The sequence below is a fragment of the Paenibacillus sp. J31R120 genome (assembly GCF_056269225.1).
Genome location: NZ_JBWDNN010000002.1, coordinates 1,158,574 through 1,176,170, shown reverse-complemented (window position 1 = coordinate 1,176,170; position 17,597 = coordinate 1,158,574). Strand labels below are relative to the sequence as shown.

The 17,597-nt window shown below is 54.1% G+C and carries 7 protein-coding genes and 2 pseudogenes; 4 read left to right on the top strand and 5 right to left on the bottom strand.

The window, feature by feature from the left end:
- The first annotated feature begins 23 nt into the window (after nt 1-23).
- Together gntK and AC0YNW_RS11565 are read left to right on the top strand one after the other, a co-directional pair.
- A complete protein-coding gene (gene gntK, locus AC0YNW_RS11570) occupies nt 24-1,565 on the top strand; it encodes a gluconokinase (RefSeq protein ID WP_475832070.1) in 1,542 nt (513 codons plus the stop codon).
- 50 nt (nt 1,566-1,615) lie between these two features.
- A complete protein-coding gene (locus AC0YNW_RS11565; protein ID WP_475832069.1) occupies nt 1,616-2,533 on the top strand; it encodes a helix-turn-helix transcriptional regulator in 918 nt (305 codons plus the stop codon).
- Between the two features lie 68 nt (nt 2,534-2,601).
- Here AC0YNW_RS11565 and AC0YNW_RS11560 read toward each other — a convergent pair whose 3' ends face one another.
- On the bottom strand, nt 2,602-3,324 hold the full coding sequence (locus AC0YNW_RS11560; protein WP_387469329.1) for an RNA polymerase sigma factor: 723 nt from the start codon (nt 3,322-3,324) through the stop codon (nt 2,602-2,604).
- Nucleotides 3,325-3,500: 176 nt separating this feature from the next.
- On the opposite strand from AC0YNW_RS11560, the gene clpP reads away from it, so the two are divergent.
- Together clpP and AC0YNW_RS11550 are read left to right on the top strand one after the other, a co-directional pair.
- A complete protein-coding gene (gene clpP, locus AC0YNW_RS11555) occupies nt 3,501-4,085 on the top strand; it encodes an ATP-dependent Clp endopeptidase proteolytic subunit ClpP (protein WP_475832068.1) in 585 nt (194 codons plus the stop codon).
- Nucleotides 4,086-4,195: 110 nt separating this feature from the next.
- Nucleotides 4,196-4,783, top strand: coding sequence for a hypothetical protein (locus AC0YNW_RS11550; protein WP_475832067.1), 588 nt, complete (start codon nt 4,196-4,198; stop codon nt 4,781-4,783).
- A 123-nt stretch (nt 4,784-4,906) separates the two neighbouring features.
- Here AC0YNW_RS11550 and AC0YNW_RS11545 read toward each other — a convergent pair whose 3' ends face one another.
- From AC0YNW_RS11545 to AC0YNW_RS11530, 4 genes and pseudogenes are all read right to left on the bottom strand, one after another.
- A complete protein-coding gene (locus AC0YNW_RS11545; RefSeq protein ID WP_475832066.1) occupies nt 4,907-5,731 on the bottom strand; it encodes a cupin-like domain-containing protein in 825 nt (274 codons plus the stop codon).
- A 4-nt stretch (nt 5,732-5,735) separates the two neighbouring features.
- Nucleotides 5,736-13,934: an amino acid adenylation domain-containing protein gene (locus AC0YNW_RS11540; protein WP_475832215.1), complete on the bottom strand. Its 8,199-nt coding sequence runs from the start codon at nt 13,932-13,934 to the stop codon at nt 5,736-5,738.
- Nucleotides 13,923-15,101, bottom strand: a pseudogene (locus tag AC0YNW_RS11535) (amino acid adenylation domain-containing protein); the annotation flags it as partial. The pseudogene AC0YNW_RS11535 and the gene AC0YNW_RS11540, both read right to left, overlap by 12 nt.
- A gap of 144 nt (nt 15,102-15,245) precedes the next feature.
- Nucleotides 15,246-17,591, bottom strand: a pseudogene (locus AC0YNW_RS11530) (condensation domain-containing protein); the annotation flags it as partial.
- Nucleotides 17,592-17,597: the final 6 nt, after the last annotated feature.

The window sequence follows — 17,597 nt, the reverse complement described above, 5'->3', positions numbered from 1 at the left end:
TGCTCCAACATGCAGGAGGTATAATGACGATGAAACCCTATCGGATGGGCGTCGATATAGGCACAACAAGCACCAAAGCGGTATTGTTCGATATGAAAGGCAACGCATTAAGCCGCCACGGCATAGAGTATCCGCTTCTGACTCCTGCGCCGGGAGTCGCCGAACAAGACCCCGAGCTCATCTTCCAATCCGTGCTCCTCTCGATTCGCGGCTGTCTGGAACAAGCGGGAGCATCCGGCGAGGAAGTGGGCTTCGTCGCATTCAGCTCCGCCATGCACAGCCTGATTGTGGTGGATGGAAGCGGACGTCCACTCACGCCATCCATTACATGGGCGGATAACCGCAGTGCGGCCTATGCCGAAATGATCAAGACCAATCATAACGGTCATGAGATTTATAGACGAACAGGCACACCGATTCATCCCATGTCGCCGCTCGTCAAGCTTGTATGGCTGCGGAACGAACGTCCGGAACTGTTCATACCGAACCATAAGTTTATCTCCATTAAGGAATATGTCTTCTATCGCCTCCTTGGTCAATATGTAATCGATCACTCTATTGCATCCGCAACTGGTTTGTTGAATCTGGAGACCTTGGACTGGGATGAAGAAGCACTACAGCTTGCCGGCATTACCCGAGGGCAATTGTCCACGCCCGTTGCAACTACGTGTGCTCTGACGGGCTTGAAGCCGGAATATGCAGAAGCATCGGGTCTGCCTGCCGACATGACTTTTATAATAGGAGCCAATGACGGCGTCCTCTCTAATCTTGGAGTAGCCGCTATCGATCCCGGTGTCGTGGCGGTTACCATCGGCACAAGCGGCGCGGTCAGGACTGTAACGGATAAGCCAGTAACCGATCCGGAGGGCCGTGTCTTCTGTTATGCGCTAACCGAGAACCATTGGGTCATCGGCGGCCCCGTGAACAATGGAGGCATGATCCTGCGCTGGGTCCGGGATGAGCTGGCGAGCACCGAGGTTGAGACGGCGAATCGGCTAGGCATTGATGCGTACGAGCTGCTGACCGGCATCGCGGCTAAGGTGCCGCCTGGATCAAACGGCCTTCTCTTCCATCCCTATCTGGCAGGCGAGCGTGCGCCGATCTGGAATTCGAACGCACGCGGCTCTTACTTCGGACTTGGTATGCACCATAAGAAGGAGCATATGATTCGTGCGGCTATGGAAGGCGTCATTATGAATTTATATACGGTATTATCGGCACTGCAAGAGCTGATCGGTCCGCCCGCCCATGTGCTCGCAACAGGCGGCTTTGCCCGCTCGGAGCTATGGCGGCAGATACTGGCGGATGTGTTCGGCCAGGAGGTCACCGTACCGGAAAGCTTCGAAAGCTCCTGTCTTGGCGCTGTTGTGCTTGGGATGTACGGACAAGGTGAAATCGCTTCGCTAAGCGAAGTAAAGAATATGGTCGGCGGCATTCATACGCATAAGCCGGATGAAGCCGCGTCAGAGGCGTACCGCAAGCTGCTTCCTCTCTTCGCACAGCTGCCCCGGTTGCTGGAAGAGCCCTATGCTGCCATCACGGCCTTTCAGAAGGAGCATGGATAACACTACTATCCTCATTCCCAAGTTATCCCTATACGAATGGAGCGATTCCCGTGAAGCTGGAGAGACTGATCTCCATGGTCTACATGCTGCTGAATAATGAAATTCTGTCCGCATCCGAGCTGGCAGACAAGTACAACGTATCGCAGCGAACCATCTACCGCGATATTGAGACCATCTGCGCGGCTGGCATTCCTGTCGTGTCCTATCAGGGCGTCAATGGCGGCTACGGCATTATGGAGGAATACAAGATGGACCGCAGCCTCCTTGGCAGCTATGACGTAGACTCGCTTGTGACTGTGCTCCAATCGATGTCGACCGTATTCCAGGATGAGCGCGCCGCCGAGACGATTCGCAGGCTCAAGACGATACAGAACGGACAGCAAAGCTCCTCCCTGTCCCTGGATATCGGCGGACGAACCATCTACCGCAAATCACTCCAATTGCTTCGCGACAGCATCGCCGAGCTTAGAGTCGTCCGCTTTCAATACATCAGCTTGAAAAACGAGCGGCTGGTGCGGACGGTGGAGCCGGTGCAGCTGCTATACCGCAACGATTCCTGGTATCTGTACGGCTATTGCCGAAGCCGGCTGGATTACCGCGAGTTCAAGCTGTCCCGGATGGAAGAGCTGAAGTCAATCGGCCAGCACTTCACAGATCGGCATCAGCCGCAAGCTAATCGAGATGAATGGAATGGTTACCAATTGCAGGAAAGCAATGTTGTAACGGTCGTAATCCATTTCTCCGCCACATCTCTGGCAAGAGCGCTCGACCGCCTTCATCTGGCGGAAAAGGAGTATCATGAAGACGGCTCCTTGACCGTTCGCTTCCAATCGGATGAGCGATCGCTGACAGGATGGCTGCCGCATCTCATACTTGGCTTCGGCGAAGACGCGGAAGTCATCGAGCCGCCGGCGCTTAGGGTACATCTGGCACAGAAGCTGCACCAAATGCTGGGCAAATATCAATAAATAAGACTAGATGCGGGGCTGCTATCTTCACATTAGCCCAAGCATCTAGTCTTTTTTGTTCGATCAGCTTACGCGCACATCCGCATGGATGTTGTAGAATACGAATGGCTCGACGTATGACTCGCACGGAATTGACCTTGGTTGCCCTGCACAGCATGCACCGTCCAATAAGGCTCTCCATAAAGCAGGTAGACCAGATCAGCCACTCGCCCTTCTTCCAGCGCTTCGACCGAACGGTTCGCCGCCTCTCGTTCCTCCGCGTCCAGCGGTACGTCAGACTCTTCTCTCTCGATCTCTTCCCGGACGGCTCCAAGCGATTGCCGCGCGCGATAGAGCGCCGCCTTAACTGCGCCTTCCGTAGTATCCAGCCAGCCGGCCGTTTCCGCGATGGAATAACCAAGCGCTTCTCTTAATACAAAGACTGTCCGCTGGATCGGAGAGAGATGCCGGAAGAGCGCCTGCATCGCCAAATCAGAATTCTGTGATTTCGGCATGGGGACGTCCTGCCGATACGTATGCACCATTCCGCCCAGCAGCTCCTTGAACGCCGCTTTCCTGCGGCAATCGTCAATCCAGCTGTTTTTGGCCGTGCGCAGCAAGAAAGCTTCCGGGTTGTCATGTCCCTGCTCCTGCAGGCGGCGAATGGCCTTGTTCCAGGTCGTCTGCGACAAATCCGCCGCATCCCACTCCGAGCCTGTCAGCACTAGACAGTAGCGGTATAAGGAGGTTTGCAAGCTCTCCCAATCCGCGTCCTGCCGCTCCGTCCTATCCTTCGTGATCATCTTCCTCATTGCATAGCCTCCTCGCGCGAAGATACGCCTCTCCTTTATGTGATAAACGAATGAAGCATCCCAAAAGATACGCCGTTTCTTCTTTTATTTTAATTAATTTACCGCGTATCTTTCAAGCACCCTGAATCGTTTACCAATCGCTTTAACACTTTCACCATTCGAACGGAGGACCAATCATGAACATTCCTATTCCTTATGTCGTGGAGCAAACCAATCGCGGAGAGCGTTCCTACGACATCTATTCCCGTCTGCTCAAGGACCGGATCGTATTCATCGGCTCGGAGATTAACGATGCTGTCGCCAACAGCATCATTGCCCAGCTCCTGTTCCTGACCGCTGATGATCCCGAGAAGGACATTCACATGTACATTAACAGTCCGGGAGGCTCCGTGACAGCAGGTCTAGCCATCTATGACACGATGCAATATATTCAGCCTCAAATCCAAACGATCTGCACTGGCTTCGCTGCTTCCTTCGGAGCGATTCTGCTCCTGGCCGGAGAAAAGGGCAAGCGATTCGCGCTGCCAAACAGCGAAATTATGATCCATCAGCCGCATGGCGGCGCTCAAGGCCAGGCTGCCGATATCGCAATCAGCGCGAAGCGAATACTTGCTAATCGGGAGAAACTGAACCGAATTACAGCCGAACGCACCGGGCAGCCGCTGGTGCGGGTAGAGAAAGATATGGACCGCGACTATTTCATGACGGCGGAGGAAGCGCAGGCTTACGGAATCATCGATAAGGTGATTGCCAGAAGCTAGCTAACGGGACGATCCTTCTAAGGTTGTGACATTCACCTTTAGTCAAGAGTACAAGCAATTGCTAAGGCGCGCTCATAGCATGTAGTACTTTAGAAGAAGAAGGTGTATAAATGTCAAATAACAGATTATTGTTCACAACCCCCCGAAGAGGAGTTTTCCTGCGTCCTGGCCAAACCAGATTGTTGACTCGCCGCCGCCGTCATGACCATGACCATGACCATCACGACCATGATCATCATGACCATGATCACCATCATCACCATCACCACCATCATCACCGTGACCGCGATAGAGATCGTGATAGAGATCGTGACCGTGACAGAGACCGTGACAGAGATCGTGACCGTGACCGTGACCGTGACAGAGATCGCGACAGAGACCGCGATAGAGACCGCGACCGTAATCGCCGCCGTCGTCGTGAAGGCATTGATGTCCGCAACTTCGAGACAATTCGGGTTAATGCGGACAATCGCTTTGAGTCCGATTCCTGCGTAATCATCACAATCTTCTCCAGCTCGGAGCGCGGCCGCGCTATTGGGCGTCTGAGAAGAATCAAGCTGGCTCCAGGCGAATCGTTCTCCGAGACATTCCGCGTGCCTGGCGAAGTGCTTCACATCACAGCGCGTGCGCTGTGCAAACGGAACCGCAGACTGAGAGGCTTCGACGTAATCGACGTTTCCGTATTCGGACACCGTTAAGATGTAAAGGAAAGCAAGAAGCTATCTCCGAGCCATTATTCCGGCCTGGAGATAGCTTCTATTTATATCTTTATCCTAAAAGATAACTTCGTATGGGCAGAAAGACATAATTTTCGCTCCGGCTCATTTCGCCCTCAGCAGCATCCTCGTATGGTAATACAGGATCGTCATTTTTGTTCTGAGTCCAAGCGGTGTCATGTATTGTTTCTTTGGCGGGTCCCACCAGAAATTCACCGATATGGTATAGTCCATCGTAACCGTCTCCACCGAATGCCACCAGAATGCCGGAAGGAACAGCATCTCTCCTGCCTTAAGCGTACATTCAATGGCCCTCGCATTCTTGTACTTCGGGTACTTGCCCAAATCCGGGTTCAATACATCGACGCGGCTAAGATTTCCGTTAGAGGAATGGAACGGGAACGGGTATAGCCTGGACGTCTGACTCGGCGCATACAGCATCAGTTTTTTCTCGCCCTTGACCTGTGCCAGAAAGTTCGAAGCAGGGTCAAAGTGCGTCGGCGTAATATTCCCTCCCGATCCAAGCCAAAGGTTAACCTTTATCTCCTTCCCGCGAATGAATTCAGGCACATGGAAATCCCCTTCAAGCTCCGGGAACGTGGAGATCGGAATTTGCTGCAAATAATAGAATACATCCGGTTCACGTTCGCTTGCCGTAATCGTATCCATAAAGGAGTGAAAATCCATTTGATTAACTTTGATCGTCTGGTACCCTTTCTCCAAATCGCCGAGCGTCAGCCTCTTCTCCGATCTGGCTACAGGCAGCATCTTATTTCCGATCCTCTCTTTCAGATAGTCCGGGTTGCTCCATTTGCTCACCGCCTCCCATTCGTCCATCCAATCTGTAATGACTACAGGATGATAGGGAGAATAGTAGTTTTGAAAAAAAGCCTCGGCAGACAACCTCTGAACACGCGTAATCTCTTCCATATCGTCACTCCTCCTCTAATTGCGGTTCTTCAATCGAATGATGAATAGAAACGGCATATGTGTTTTCTTGCCCGTCATGAACCTTGTACAGAAACCTTGCCATTTCCCTAATTGTGCGATGCTTGTAAATATTCAGTCCTTCAGTATCGAAGCCTTCCTTCTCCAATTCAATCTCCAGCCTTATCGCGAGTAGCGAATGCCCGCCTAAGTCGAAGAAATCTTCGGAAGTTCCAATTCCTTCTCTCTTCAGCACTTTCTCCCATAGATCCAGAATCCGGATTTCCTCTGCCGTTGCGTCCGTTTTGTCCATTGTTCCCGTTTCATTCTTCTGCATGGCAAGCGGATCTGGCAGTGCTTGACGGTCCACCTTCCCATTTCTGGTCAAAGGAAGTTGATCTAGCTGTATATAATGGGCAGGCACCATGTAGTCCGGGAGCAAGTCCTTCAGCCCTTCTCTGACCCCAGAGGCATCAGACGGCGACTCCGCAGCATAATAAGCAGCAAGCTGCCGGTCGCCATCGCCTTCCCCGGTGATAAGAATGAAAGCTTCAGATACGCCCGGCAAGCTCATGAGCGCCGCTTCCACTTCGCCAAGCTCCACGCGATAGCCGCGGATTTTCACCTGATCATCTCTTCGTCCCAGAAATTCAAGCGTTCCATCATTCAGCCAGCGCGCCACATCTCCCGTCCGGTATAGACGCTCACCCGGAACGGAATCGGTCAATGCAAACCGCTCTTCCGTAAGCTCTGGCAGCCGGTGATAGCCGCGAGCCACACCCGGTCCGGAGACATACAGCTCTCCGGGAACCCCCACAGGCTGCCACTGACCGCCTCGGCTCAGCAAGTGGATACGCGTATTCGCAATCGGCCTTCCGATGCCCGGGGTTGCGGTCAATGCATCTCCTTGCTTCACTGTCAGATTGGTAATGACATGCGACTCCGTTGGCCCATATTGATTATGCAGACGAACATCGCTGCGCTGCAGCGCCTCGATAAAGGAAGGAGCAAGCGCAAGCTGCTCGCCCGCAACCCCAATATGCCTTACCGTTGCCAGCAGCGGTTCATAGAAGGAAGCTGGCATGGTCTTGAATAATGCCGTCGGGAAAAACACAGTCTGCAAGCCGTGTCTCTCTATAAAAGAAAGGATGGCAGGCCATTTCTTCTTCTTGTCCTCCTCCAGCATATACAGCGTGCCTCCGGAGCCTAACGTATGGAAGATTTCCAGATAACACATATCAAAGCTTAATGAAGCGTATTGCATCACTCTGGCAGCGTCCACCTTCAATGTATCACGGTGGTAGCGCATCAAATTAACGAGCGAACGATGCTCCTGCTGGACTCCCTTCGGCTTGCCGGTCGTGCCGGATGTGTACAGAACATGCTGCAAGTGATCCGCTCTCGCGGCGCTCTGCGGATTCATTGCCGATGACAACCCAAGCGTTTCTTCTGAATTGACTACATCAGCCACATAAGAAGTACCCCAGCTCTTGGCCCGCTCAGCCTGATCGTGCTCGATAATTCGAATGCGGGCCCCGCTATCCTCCAGCATGTAGCGGATGCGCTCATCCGGGTAAGCGGGATCGATTGGCACGTAGGCGCCTCCCGCCTTCAATACGCCCAGAAGGCTAATGATGAACTCAGCCGACCGTGTCATGACAATTGCAACAAGATCATCCGGCTGGACGCCCCGGTCTTGCAGGAAATAAGCAAGACCGTTGGCCCGCACATTCAGCTCATGGTAGGTCATCCGTTTCCCATCGAAGACTACAGCCTCTCTGTCCGGATGTTCCGCAGCCTGCATCTCAAACCATTCATGCACGGTCTGCCTCTCCGGTTCGCTCAGACAGCTCGTATCGTTAAAGGCCTGGATTTGCTTGCGCTCTGCAAAGGTTAGCAGGCTGACTGCATCCAGCAACATAGTCGGCTGGCTTGCAAATTGCTCCAAAACCTCGATGTAATGCCCCATCATCCGCTCAATCATCGCTTCGTTAAAAACCTGGCCGTTGTAATCCATCTGTACGCGGTACACCGAATCCGGAATGATCATAACGTTCAGATCATAATGGGTCGGTTGGTAGAGCTCGGCCTCTTGAATACGGAATCCAAGCCCTTCATGGAACTCCTCCGCCGACTGATCGACGGGATAATTCTCGAAGATGAACAAATGGCTGATCAGGTTTTCCTTCAGCGCCGTCATGGACTGAATCGTATACAGCGGGCACTGGTCATAGGGTTGGGAGGCTGCGTTGCTCTGCTGCATCCCCATAATAGCCTCCCTTACCGTCTGATTCGGCCAGCCCTTCATTCTGACTGGTATTGTATTAATGAATAATCCAGCCATATTCTCTACGCCTATCAAATCGGCAGGACGCCCCGATACGACACTGCCGAATACGATGTCGCGCGAATCGTTATACCGTTGCAAGACCGTGCCCCAAGCCGCTTGCATCAAGCTGTTCACGGTCACGCCCAGCTTTCTTGCCGTCTTGTCGATTCTCTCCGTTAAGGATTGGCTGAGAGAGCAGCCCGATTGCTGCGGCATAGCCTTCCGCTCCATGCGGTCCTGGGTGGTCTGAGGAAATACGGTTGCCTGCTCCAATCCCTGCAGATAGTCCGACCAATAAGCGGTTGATTCGGGAAGCCCATCCGATGCGAATCGGTTAAGATAGCCAGTATACCGCTCTGGATGCGGAAGGCGCGGCTGTTCTTTTTTCAGCAAAGAGCGATACATATGCAGCCATTCCCTGAGCACGAGATGCATACTCCAGCCGTCCATCATGATGTGATGGAAGCTCCATATGACGCGATGCTCGTTCCAGCTTGTCTGGATGAGCGTCACCCTCATCAGGTCGCCAGACTCCAGATGGAAGCCCTCCGCCCGGTCTGCCTGCTTGTACTGCTCCAGTCGTTCCCGTACGACCGCTTCCTCCTCACCACACCAATCCAAGCGGCGAATACCCATCTCCCTATCCCGGAATATGAGCTGGTAGGGACGATGTCCATCGCCCTTGCAATAGCTCACTCGAAGCGCCTGGTGCCTGCGAATTACTTCGTTCAAGCTTGCTTCCAATAAATGCGGATCCAGAGTGCCTTTCAGTACAAAAGAGCTTTGCACAAAATAAGCTTCGGACTGGGGATGGTTGGCGCTATGGAATAACAAGCCCTCCTGCATGGGAGACAGCAGACTAATATCCTCCAGCTCTCCCTGATGCTCGCAGCGATCCGCCAGCTCCCTCAATTGTTCAATCGACCACTGGCTATACGACAAGTCGCTTGGCGTCAGCTCCGGCTTCGACTTGGTATGGCAATGGCGAATGATGTTCATCAGGCTGCTTTGCAAGGCCTCGCATAAACGCTTGATCGTATCCGGTGCATACTGAGCACGGCTATAGCCGATTGTCATCGCTAATCTTCCATCACGAACCGCACCATTAAGCTCCAGCTTATACATCCTTCTCTCCTCTGACGCCAGGGAAGGGCCGCTGGAATACGGCGACCAGACGAATGCAGAATCGTTCTGACTCCGGCTGTCATCGAACTGTCCCAGATAGTTGAAGCAAATGTCCGCATGTACCGGCTCCGTCCCGTCATCCGTCAAATAGTGCAGAACGCCGTAGCCTATCCCCTTATTCGGGACGGCTCTAAGCCGCTCTTTGGTCTCCTTAATTAAGGAAGACAAGTCTGCATGCCGTGGGAGGACTAACTCGAATGGGAATACACTCGTAAACCAGCCGACCGTTCGCGTCACATTCACATCCGCCAGCACTTCCTCACGTCCATGGCCTTCCAGATGAACGAGGAATCGTTCTCCGCCTGACCATTCAGACAACGCGACTGTCAAAGCCGCAAGCAAAATATCATTCGCTTCCGTACGATAAGCTTGATGCGTGCCTGTCAGCAGCAGCTTCGTATCTTCCTCGCTCCAAAGTACAATCTGCTGATCGCTTTCCATATGACTTTCATCAAGCGAATCGAAGTCCACTGGCAATCCTTGAACCTGCTGATCTTGAAGACTACGCCAATAGTCTCGTTCCGAGGCAAGCCGATCGCTATGGGCATAGTCGGATAGAGAGCGGGCCCACTTCAAATACGAATCCGCTTTGGCGTCAAAGCAAACCTCTTCCTGCCCCAGCAACTGAGCATAACCGCGATTGAAATCTTCAAGCAGGATGCGCCACGACACTCCATCCACAACAGCATGATGGATCGAAATCATCAGATGATCGCCGGATGGAGACTGGAACAGTCCTGCGCTAAGCAGCGGACCATCCTCCAGCCGCAGCCGTCCGTGGATATCGGGCGCCTTCCGCTCGATCGTTTGCTCAACATCGGAATCGTCCATGCAGCTATAGGTCTCCAGGACAACCGGCGCAGTCTCCTCTATGCTCCGATTCCAAGCATACATCGCTCCGTTGGCATCTTTCAGGAAGATTATGCGCAATGCGTCGTGATGTTCGAGAAGCTTCTGCAACACCCCTCCCGTTATCGCAGGGTCGAACCCTTCTGAACGAAACAAGACAACTGCTTGATGGAAATAATCGGGCTGTACCAGTGTCATATCGAAAAACCGGTGCAGAATAGGCGTCAGCTTCGCCTTTCCGACAATCTCGCCTTGGGACTCCTGAACGCGAAGCGGCTTCACACGAGGTCCAAGCTGCTCAATGGTGGCATAAGCGAATAAATCGCGAATTTCCAGCTTATATCCGGCCTGATAAAGCCGTGACGAAACCTGAATCGCTTTGATGGAGTCTCCGCCCCTATCGAAGAACTTGTCTGTTCTGCCCACCTTGGACACACCCAATACCGCTTGCCAGACCTCCGCCAGCTTCTCCTCCAGCTCATTTTCTGGCGGCATGTAGGTATGAGCGCTCTCCCCTCCATCCTCCGGCTTCGGCAGCGCTTTCCGGTCAAGCTTGCCGTTCGCTGTGAGCGGAAGGGTCTCTACCCGTATAAAGTATTGGGGAATCATGTAATCCGGCAGTCTGCGCGCCAGACTTATGCGCCATTCGGACTGCGGTCTGGCTTCTTCTGATTCATAATAAACGGCGAGCGATTGTTGTCCCGATGCATCCAGGATCGCGATAACTACCGCTCCGCGAATGCCCGGCTCTTGCTGTACATGCGCCGCCACCTCGCTCAGTTCAATCCGGTGTCCCCGGATTTTCACCTGGTCGTCTATCCGTCCTCCGTATTCCAATGTTCCGTCCGCCAGCCATCTTGCCAGATCGCCTGTCCGGTACATCCGCTCGCCGGGCCTGTGTGGATCAGGCAGGAAACGCTCTGCTGTCAGCTCCGGCCGATTCAGATATCCTCTCGCGACTCCTTCACCCGCGACGTACAGCTCGCCTGTGACTCCGATCGGAGCCAGCTGTCCCGCCTCCGACGACCAGACATAAGCGCGCAGCGTCGGCAGCGGCTTGCCGATCAGGCTGGCCGTTCCTTCCAGATCCGCTCCCTTCAGCTCACAATACGTCACATGGACCGTCGTCTCCGTAATGCCGTACATGTTCACCAGCTTGACGTCTGGATAGCTTGACCGCCACGGCTTCAGCCTGGATGGCGCAAGCGCTTCGCCGCCGAAGATGACGTATCTGAGCGATAGGTTCCTGTGCGCAAGCCCGCTTATCGCCCCAGCAAGGGGATAGAACGCGGTCGGTGTCTGGTTCAGCACCGTGATGCCCTCTCGCACCAGCAGCTCCGTCATCGCTTGCGGGTCTTGCGCCACCTGCTTCGGCACGATATGCAGGCTGCCTCCGTAGAGTAACGCCCCGTACATCTCCCAGACGGAGAAGTCAAAGCAATACGAATGGAACATCGTCCAGCGGTCGGTATCGCGGAAGTCAAAGCGATTCTCGCTGTTCATGAGCAAGCGCACCACGTTCCGGTGCTCGATCATGACGCCCTTCGGCTTGCCGGTCGTACCCGATGTATAGATCACATAAGCGACATCATGAGGCCCGGAGGAGTCGGATAAGTCCTCTTGCAGCTGTATGTTCACATCGTCAGCTACTGATTCTATTGCAGCGGCTTGCAGCAGTATGGTTTCATCAGCACAGAGGGACTTCGATCCCCAAACCAATTCCCCGCTCCGACCATCTTCGCCAAGCTCTAGCGCTTTGCAGCCGGCCGGCAATACATGTTGCAGATCATATCCGCTGCTCGCCAGCAATAAGCCAGCCCCGCTGTCCTCCAGCATGTAATGAACCCGCTCTTCGGGATAATCCGGGTCGATCGGCACGTAGGCGCCTCCCGCCTTCAGGATCGCTAGCAGCCCGACGATCATCCCGAACGATCGGTCAGCCAGCACGCCCACAAGCGTTCCGCGCGTGACTCCGCACTTTCGGAGCTCCGCCGCCAGGCTCATGACACGAGCATGCAATTCCGCGTAGCGCAGCTTCTCCTCACCGTGTACGACCGCGATATGGTCTGGCGTTCGCATTGCCTGTTCCTCGAATAACGCATGCAGCGTCTTCTCCTGTGGGTACGAAGCCTCCGTCTCGTTGAACGTCTCCAACAATTGCCTTCTCTCATCCTCGCCAAGCATTTCAAGATCAGCCAGCTTGATGTCAGGATTCTGTACCGCCGACTCCAGCAGCCTCATGAGATGACCGCTCCATCGTTCCATCGTCGTCCGCTCGAACAGCGACGTGCTGTATTCCAGCGTAAACCGGATTTCTCCCTCCGACTCCCATGCCTCAAGCGTGAGGTCCGCTTTCGCTATGTTCATCTCGACGGGGTACGGCGAGACCTTCAAACCTTCAAGACGGAATGGCGGCAGCGTCATGTTCTGCACGACCAGCATGACATCATACAGCGCATGACGGCTCATATCCCGTTGGGGCTGCACCCTCTCGACCAACTTCTCGAACGGGTAGTGCTGATGCTCGTACGCTTCCAGCGCATGTCGCTTTACTTTCTCCACGAAGGCGCGGAACGTCTGGTCAGGCTCCGGTGCGTTGCGCAGCGCCAGCGTATTGACGAACATCCCGATCAGCCCTTCCGTCTCCGGCGCATCCCTGCCCGCGACGGGCGTCCCGACGACAATGTCCGTCTGGCCTGTGTAGCGCGACAACTGCACGTTATACGCCGCGAGCAGCAGCATATGCAGCGTCGCTCCGGTCTCCTCCGCCATCCGCTTCACCCGGCTAGCCAGCACCGTACCTGAGCCAAACGTGATTCGGTCGCCCGCGAAGCTGCGAACAGGCGGCCGAGGCTTGTCTGTCGGCAGTTGCAGCACCGGCAGCTCCCCGGCGAATTGTGACAGCCAATACGTCTCCTGCGCCTGCATCGCTTCGCTGCCGAGCTGCTCCTGCTGCCATACGGCATAATCCTTGTACTGAATGCGCGGCTTTGCCCGCTCCGGCCCGCGGTCGTATAGCCGCATCAGTTCCTCGGCCCATATGCCCATGGAGACCCCGTCCGCAATGCTGTGGTGCATATCCATCAAGAGCAAACTTCGATTACGACCGAGATGAACGAGAGCTGCCCGTGCAAGTGGTGCCTTCGACAGATCGAACGGCCGCAGGAAATGCCGGATATGATCCGCCTCGCTCTGCCCTTCACCAGCTATTTCCTCCAGTACCAGCTCTGCATCATCTTGAATGACCTGCACAAGCTCCCCCTCGTGCATGACAAACGCCGTACGCAATATGTCATGACGCCGAACAAGCGACGCCAGCGCCTCCTTCAGCCGCTCGCTCTCCACTGGTCCTTCAAGGGAAAGAGCGTTCGGGATGTTGTAGACTGTTGAGCTTCCTTCCAGCCCGCTCAGCACATAAAGCCGCTTTTGGGCGGAAGTAACCGGATAATACGCCAGTTCCCTCGCCAGTGGTATAGGCTGACTCTTCCACACTGACTGCTGCTCATGCCCGGCTGCTGATAGCCGATGTTGCTCCCTCTCCTCCATATGCTTGGCCAGCCTGCGAATTGTACTGTGCTCGAATAGGGCCGAGATCGGAAGTGAACAATTCATGGCCTGATGAATGCGGCTGACGACACGCATAGCCTTCAGCGAATGTCCGCCACAATCGAAGAAATTATGATCGATGCCCAGCGGCCACACTTGCAGCACTTGTTGCCAAATAGATGCAAGCTGCTCTTCCGTCTCCGTCTGCGGCGCAGCATAGTCTACAGCTTGTTGACCGTTGCCGTCCGGACCGGGCAGCGCCTTCCGGTCCAGCTTGCCGCTTACGGTTGTAGGCATGGCATCCAGCCTGACAAAGTGAGCCGGAATCATATAGTCCGGCAGCTCCTTCCGCAGCTTCTCACGCCAATCTGACGGTTGCCAATCTCCCTTTGCTACTACATAAGCGTACAGCTCCGTCTCGCCCGCTTCATCCTTCCGCCCAAGCACTGCAGCCTCTTGCAGCTCGGCAAGCTTTCTCAGCTTGGCCTCAATCTCGTCAAGCTCGATCCGGTATCCGCGCACCTTGACCTGATGATCCTTCCTCCCTAGACATTCCAGCAGCCCGTCCTCGCGCCAGCGTGCAAGATCTCCTGTTGCATATACCCGCTCGCCTGCGGCGGGAAGCCAAATAAATTTGTCGGCAGTCAGCTCAGGCAAATGGACATAACCCCGGGCAAGCCCCGCTCCTCCTATATAGAGCTCGCCGATTATGCCAGGCGGCTGCAGATTACCGTTTGAATCCACGATATAAGCGGTCTCTCCCGCAAGCGGACGTCCGATGCTTATATATCTTTGTTCCGTCTCCTCATCAAGCAAGTGGAAGGTCGACCATATGGTCGTCTCCGTAGGGCCATACATGTTGTAGACGATCGCCCTCGTATGCTGGCGAATGGCTTGGAGAAGCGAAGGCGGGAACGACTCGCCGCCGATGCACAGCAGCTTAAGATTAGTCATCCACTCATTAGCCCCCTCCTGCAATAAAGCATGAATGCGCGTAGGGGTCATTTGAGCCATCGTGACCGGATGTGCTTGCAGCAGCCGATTAAGCGCATGGGCATCATACCGTTCCTCCTGATTCGCTATTAGGACCGTCATGCCAAGCGACAGCGGAAGCAGCGACTCCACGGTGAAAATATCGAATGCAGGCGTCGTCAGGCATAAGACGACTTCCTGTTCGCGGAGCGGCATCGCTTGCACCATGCCTCCAAGAAATTGGCTCAGCGACTGCTGCTCGATCATTACCCCTTTCGGCTTGCCGGTAGAGCCTGATGTATAGATGATATAGGCTAGCCGGTCTGATGTAATAGAACGGTTCACCCTCTCGGATGAATAGGAAGCGAGTGCATGACGATCATACTGCCGCTTATGCCTGATTCCGCTAACATGCGTGTTCGTCTTGCGGCGGTCGATTTCCAGCACAGCGTCATATCGGAATCGGGTCAGCTCGTTTTCAATTGAATACATTTTGTTCGAAAAGCGCACGGAGCGGATATCGGCTACGCTATGGGCCAAATCCTCGAAATAGGCGCGCGGGAGGAATAGCTCCTCGTTATATTCGAGCTTCGTACGGGCCTCAGGATGCTTTTGCTTGTAATCGCGTAAAGAAGCAAGCAGCTCTGGCTTTATGTCCAAATCCATGACGTCGCCAACGAGAATAACGCCTTCTTCCTTCATGAATCCGATCGCCTGCTCCAGTACTTGCCTGAAGTATTGGTGGCCATGGAAATATTGAATCACGCTATTTAATATGACTATGTCGAAGCGGCGCCCTTCCAATTGGCTGAGCTCGTGAGCCGGCAGAGCATGCAGCTCAATTTGAGATAGATTTAGGCCATTTGCCTTGCGCCGCGTTCTCTCGATTGTCGCGTGAGACATGTCCGTTCCTACATAGAGACCGACTTGAGGGGCAATCCGGAACATCGTCAGTCCCGTCGCACAGCCGATCTCCAGCACGCAAGAGTCCTTGTTCAAGTACGGCTGCAGCTTCTGAAAGGCGTTGTCTGCAAACTCCGCCATCTCCGCCTCTTCAAGCGGCTCGCCCGTATAGCTACTCAGCCAGCCTCCGCCCGCAATCTCGTCGGCAGCCTCAGCCCCGACATGCTCCCATAGCTCCTGATCCATCAGTTCGTTGCGCTCCCGTTCCTGTTCCCCATAGATATCATAGGAATCCAGACACAGATAGCTATGTAAGGAAGGACATTGCCATTGGAGCCGGTTCAACGATCGGATATTGGACTTGCCCGACAGCAGCACACCCATTCCGGAGTCATCGACAATAGCAGCTACTCTCTCCTCCGGGAACAAAGGATCGATCGGAATATAAGGGACGCCTGCCTTCAGGCAGCCAAGCATCGCAGTCAGCACATGAGCCGAGCCCTCCAGCCATAGGCCGACCGGCCTCTCCTCGCCCTCTCTCCTCTGTTCCATCAGAAAAGCCGCGAGTCGATTAGACTCCTCGTCAAGCTGCCGGTAGGTCACGCGATTTCCTTCATATATAATCGCCGTTTTGTCCGGGTCCCGATCTGCAGCAGCTTCGAATTGCTCATGCATGAGAGTGGTCAGCCTTATATCTGTCAGCGCACCAGTCTTCCAGCCATTCAGCATTTCGCTGTCTTCTGTGGTCAACAGCCCCATTCGCTCCACGGCGATAGTCGGATTGGCAATAACCTGTTTCATGATAGTTGTCATATGATCTTCAATCGCCTTCATCTGGCGCTCTTCATAGACGTTCTGATTATAAATAAGCCTAATTGTAATTTCTTTATGAAGTGCAATCATCATGTTGAGGTTGTAGTTGGTTTGCTCGTAGGTTTGAATATCGTCTATGGTGAAGGGAAGTCCGGAGAAGGCAGATTGCTCTGCCGTGTCCAGCTCTAGCGGATAGTTTTGAAAGATATAAATATGATCCATCAGTTGCTGCTTGAGTGCTGACAAGTCCTGAATCTCTGCTAGCGAAGCGTAGTCGTAGCGTTCCGAAGCGACACCGCCCTCCCGTACCCGGCTTAACAGCTCCAGAAAAGTCATTCCTGGATCGGTGGTTACCCGTACAGGAATCGTATTAATGAATAAGCCGACCATGTTCTCAATGCCCGGTATATCGGTTGGACGTCCCGATACGACAGAGCCGAATACCACGTCGCCGGTATCGTTGTACTTTTGAAGCAGCACCCCCCATATCGCTTGAAGGACATGGTTGACCGTGATCTGATGGTCTTTTGCCAGCTGCGCCAATCCTTCGCGATATTGCTCGATCCAAGTAAATTGCCAATGCCGCTGCTCATACTCACGGTGATGAAGCGGGCGGAGCTCCAGCTTCGGGATACCGGACGACTGGTCGTATCCGCTCAGATAGCCGTCCCAGTAATCGAGCGCCTCATCCATCGGCCTTGCGCCCAGCCAATGAATATACTCGCTGAAAGGAACCGATGGAGCGATCGCAACCGGCCTGCCCGCTGCAAGCTCCCGGTAGAAGCCGAATAGATCGTCCAGAATCAACTGGATACACCAGCCATCCATGACAATATGGTGATGAGTAAGAACGATTCGGTAACGACCCGCTTCCAGCCGCAGCAGCGCGGCGCGGATCAGTATATCCTTTGCCAGGTCAAAGCCGCGTTCCCGGTCCTCGTGTGCGTATTGCTCAGCTTGCGCTTCGGCGATTTCGGAAGGAAGCGAGTGCAAATCCATAAACGGGACGACAGCTGTCCTCTCCTTGAGCAATACTTGCCTTGGCTTTTGCACGCGATCATGAACAAACGAGGTCCTCAAAATATCATGCTTCCTGACGAGCAGATGGAGACTTTCCTCCAGCAGGCGGCTATCGCATTCGCCTTTTATATGGAAGATCATTTGCTGGATGTAGACTTGGGAGTCCGGCTCCATGACCGCATGGAACAACATGCCTTCCTGAGTTGGGGTCAGGGAATAAATGCTCTCTATCGCATTTGTCTTCATCATCTT